Source organism: Cognatilysobacter lacus (genome assembly GCF_008274655.1).
Classification (GTDB): Bacteria; Pseudomonadota; Gammaproteobacteria; order Xanthomonadales; family Xanthomonadaceae; genus Cognatilysobacter; species Cognatilysobacter lacus.
The window spans coordinates 1-4108 of sequence record NZ_VTRV01000194.1; the positions used below are offsets into that span (position 1 = coordinate 1).

5 protein-coding genes are annotated in these 4108 nt (G+C 69.3%); all 5 read left to right on the forward strand.

The window, feature by feature from the left end:
• The first annotated feature begins 210 nt into the window (after window positions 1-210).
• The 5 genes from rsmD to ggt all read left to right on the forward strand — a co-directional run bounded on the left by rsmD (window position 211) and on the right by ggt (window position 4046).
• Window positions 211-825 carry a 16S rRNA (guanine(966)-N(2))-methyltransferase RsmD gene (gene rsmD / locus FW784_RS12855; RefSeq protein WP_149353732.1) on the forward strand — a complete coding sequence of 205 codons (615 nt, stop codon included), beginning with the start codon at window positions 211-213 and terminating at the stop codon, window positions 823-825.
• Between the two features lie 11 nt (window positions 826-836).
• Complete coding sequence (gene coaD, locus FW784_RS12860) at window positions 837-1361, forward strand: pantetheine-phosphate adenylyltransferase (protein ID WP_149353733.1); 525 nt, start codon at window positions 837-839, stop codon at window positions 1359-1361.
• The gene (locus FW784_RS12865) at window positions 1358-1861 is read left to right on the forward strand and encodes a hypothetical protein (RefSeq protein ID WP_149353734.1); all 504 of its coding nucleotides are present in this window, start codon (window positions 1358-1360) and stop codon (window positions 1859-1861) included. The genes coaD and FW784_RS12865 overlap by 4 nt, the downstream gene beginning before the upstream one ends.
• A gap of 173 nt (window positions 1862-2034) precedes the next feature.
• Window positions 2035-2298 (forward strand): YfhL family 4Fe-4S dicluster ferredoxin, encoded by a 264-nt coding sequence (locus FW784_RS12870; RefSeq protein WP_149353735.1) that lies wholly within the window; start codon window positions 2035-2037, stop codon window positions 2296-2298.
• Window positions 2298-4046 carry a gamma-glutamyltransferase gene (gene ggt, locus FW784_RS12875; protein ID WP_149353736.1) on the forward strand — a complete coding sequence of 583 codons (1749 nt, stop codon included), beginning with the start codon at window positions 2298-2300 and terminating at the stop codon, window positions 4044-4046. The genes FW784_RS12870 and ggt overlap by 1 nt, the downstream gene beginning before the upstream one ends.
• Window positions 4047-4108 lie beyond the last annotated feature (62 nt).

Here is a 4108-nt window from a genome sequence, read left to right on the forward strand (position 1 = left end):
GTCCGCCGCGGTCGCGCCAGTGTCGGCGCCGACATCCGCGGCCGGCGAGGGCATCTCGACCCCCGCGAACGCGGCCGCGATCTCGTCGGCGGACATCCGCCGCTCGGGCTCGTTCGGCTTCGTGCGGCGCAGGAAACTCAGCATCGGCAGGCGTCGGGAAATGGGGGAAAATGAGCGCGACATGCTAGCACCGGCCCTCTTGGACACCCGATGAACGCACCCGCGGGAAAGATCCGCCTGATCGGTGGGCGCTGGCGCGGCACGCGTCTGGACGTGCCGTCCGCCCCCGGCCTGAGACCCACGGCGGACCGGGTGCGCGAAACGCTGTTCAACTGGCTGATGCCGTATCTGCCGGGGTCGCGCGTTCTCGATCTGTTCGCCGGGACGGGCGCCCTCGGGCTTGAATCCCTCTCGCGCGGGGCGGCGATGGCGGTGCTGATCGAGCGCGATGCCGCGCTCGCAGCAGCGCTGCGGTCGACGCTGGGCCGGCTGGAAGGCGGCGCGCGTGGCAGCGTGATTCACGGCGATGCGCTCGCATGGCTTGTCCGAGAGACCGCGACGTTCGACATCGCGTTCGTCGATCCGCCGTTCGCAGGCGATCTTTGGCCGCGCGTATGGCCCGCGCTTTCCGCGCGTCTCGCGCCGGGCGCACTGGTCCACGTCGAATGTCCTGTCGACGTCGACCCGCGGGTGCCGACGGGCTGGCGTCCCCACCGCGAGGGCCGTACGCGCGAGGTCCGGCACATGCTGTATCGCGTGCCGGCACCGCCCACGGCCGCTGCTACACTCGATCCCGATCCGGCGGCCGGGGTGCCGTCGTCCTGATACGAGAGCCCATGAGCGCGGCCCGCAACCGCACCGCCGTCTATCCCGGCACCTTCGACCCGATCACGAATGGCCACGTCGACCTCGTCGACCGCGCCGCGCCGTTGTTCGAACGCCTCGTGATCGGCGTGGCGGAGAGCCCCTCGAAAGGGCCGGCGATGCCGCTGGCGCAGCGCGTTGAACTCGCGCAGGAAGCGCTCGGCCACCATGCGAACGTCGAGGTTCGCGGTTTCAATTCGCTGCTCGCCAATTTCGTGCGAGAGGTCGGCGGCGGCGTGCTGCTGCGCGGCTTGCGCGCTGTCTCGGACTTCGAATACGAGTTCCAGCTGGCGAGCATGAATCGCCACCTGATCCCCGAAGCCGAAACGTTGTTCCTGACCCCGGCCGAGCAATACGGCTTCATTTCATCATCGCTGGTACGCGAGATCGCCCGCCTCGGCGGGGACGTCTCCGGCTTCGTGCCGCCGGCGGTGGCCTCCGCGCTGCAGGCCCAATTGGCGGCGCACCTGACGTCACAACCCCGAGGAATTCCATGAAGAACACCCATCGCCCGTTCCTGCTTCTGCTGCTCGCCGTCCTCGCGCTTCCCGTGCTGTCCGGCTGCAAGAAGGAAGAAGTGACGACGACCAAGGCCGAAGGCCCGGCGGTCGCCAAGCCCGCTACCGCGGCGGACGAGGCGGGCTGGAATGCCTACGTCACCGACCAGGTGAAGCGTCACCTGGAAGGTGCCACCAGCGTGTTCGCCTATACGCTGCCGGCGCCGGACTCCAAGGATTTCGCCGGTGACTTCCAGCGCCAGGTGGACAAGGCGAAGGAAGACGTCGCGCGTGGCGGCGTCGACGGAACGCTGCTTGCGTTCGGGTCCGCCAACTCGGCGAAGACCGCCGACATGATCGTGGCCGCCTTCGACAAGGCCGGCACGGACACCATGAAGGGCGTGCGCGTCCTGTTCATCGGTGACGCAGCCGACAAGGACCGTGCCGAAGCCGCGGTGAAGCCGTCCGGCGCGAAGTTCGAGTTCGCCGAAGCGAAGTAAGCGGCACCGGCGCGGCCCCGGCCGCGCTCGAGACACAACGGCCGGCCCTGCGCCGGCCGTTGCATTTGCAGCGGCATCGCGATCGTTCCATGCACGTCCGCGCAGCGTGGCGATCGCGTCAGCGCGCGTGCTGGCAGTGGATGCGACAATCGACGCCTGCCCTGGAACACGCGATGGCCCTGCGCATCACCGACCTCTGCGTCAACTGCGACGTCTGCGAGCCCGCCTGTCCCAACCAGGCGATCTCCCAGGGCGAGGTCATCTACGTGATCGATCCCGCGCGCTGCACCGAATGTGTCGGCCATTTCGACGAGCCGCAGTGCATCGTGGTCTGCCCGGTCGAATGCATCGACCTGGACCCTGCCCAACCCGAGAGCCGTGACGCGCTGCTGGCGAAAGCCATCGCGCTGGCCGGCGGCACGCTGGAGCACCTGTGATGCGACCCACCCTGCGCCACCCCCTCGTGCGCATCCTGTCGGTCGCGCTGCTGTCCTTCGTGAGCGCGCTCCCGGTACCCGCCAGGACGCCGCAGCCCGCGCAAGCGCACAGCGCCGCCGCGCATCCACCGGGTGCGGCAGTCGCCACCGCCCATGCGCTGGCGACGGACGCGGGCCTCGACATGATCCGCAGGGGCGGCAATGCCTTCGATGCGGCGGTCGCGGTGTCTGGCGTCCTGTCCGTGGTCGAGCCGATCAGTTCGGGGATCGGCGGCGGCGGCTTCTTCCTGTTGCACGACGCGAGGAGCGGTCGCGACGTGTTCGTCGACGCGCGCGAGGTGGCGCCTGCATCGGCGACGCCCCAGGCGTTCCTGGATGCCAATGGCGCGCTGGATCGAAACAGGTCCGAAAATGGCCCGTGGTCCGCGGGCATCCCGGGGCTGCCTGCTGCGCTTGTCCACATTGCGCAGAAGTACGGCCGCCTGCCGCTGAGGACGTCGCTGGCGCCCGCGATCCGCATCGCTCGCGACGGCTTCCCGGTGTATGCGCGGCTCGAGAACGGCTACGCGAGCCGTCGCGCGGTGATGGAGCGCTACCGCGGCACGCGCGCCGTCTTCCTCGCCGACGGCGACCCGCCGAAGCAGGGCGAAGTGCTGCGGCAGCCCGAGCTCGCGCACACGCTGGAGCTCATCGCGGCGCGCGGTCGCGACGGCTTCTACACGGGCGAGACCGCGACGAAGATCCTCGCCGCAGTGAAGGAAGAGGGCGGGCAGTGGACGCCGCAGGAGCTGGCCGGCTATCGCGTCCGCGAGCGCGAGCCGCTGCGCTTCGACTATCACGGCTGGCATGTCACCACGTCGCCGCCACCGTCGTCGGGCGGCGTCGCGCTGGCGGAGATCCTGAACATCGCCTCCGGCTGGGACCTCGCCAAGCTCGACACGGCGCATCGCACGCACATCCTCACCGAGGCGATGCGACGCGCCTACCGCGACCGCACGATCTATCTCGGTGATCCGGACTTCGTCAAAGTCCCGATTGCACGCCTGATGTCGCGTGATTACGCGGCCGGCCTGCGCGCCACGATCCATCCCGACAAGGCCACGCCCAGCGACCTTCTGCCGGGTCAGCCGGCGCCGCTCGAAGACGACGAGACCACGCATTTTTCGATCATGGATGCGCAGGGAAACCTCGTCTCGGCAACGCAGACGGTAAACCTGCTGTACGGGTCCGGCATGGTGGCGCCGGGCACCGGTGTCCTGCTCAACAACGAGATGGACGACTTCGCGCTGAAGCCCGGTACCGCGAACGCCTTCGGCGTAATGGGCTTCGACGCCAACGCGCCGAAGCCGGGCAAGCGCATGCTCAGCTCGATGTCGCCGACGTTCATGGAATCGAAGGACAAGCTCGCTGTTCTCGGCGCGCCCGGCGGCAGCCGCATCATCACCGAGGTACTGACGGGCATTCTCGGCTACGACGCCGGACTGACGGCGCAACAGGTCGCGGCATTGCCACGCGTCCATCACCAGTGGCTGCCGGACGTGATTTCGGCGGAACCGGGTGCGCTGGACGCCGCGACGGTGCAGGCGCTCGAGGCGATGGGCCATCGCGTCAATGCGGCGGAGCCGCCGTGGGGCAACCTGCAGACCGTGGCATGGGACAAGCGCACCGGAACGATCGAAGGCGGCAGCGATCCGCGCAATCCGATGGGCAAGGCCGCCACGCTGCCGGCGCCACGCGAAAAGAAGTGACCGGCGGCACCCGCGGGCGGCCTGCTGGCGCCTGATGCGTCGCGAGGCGCAGCGGCGCAGCG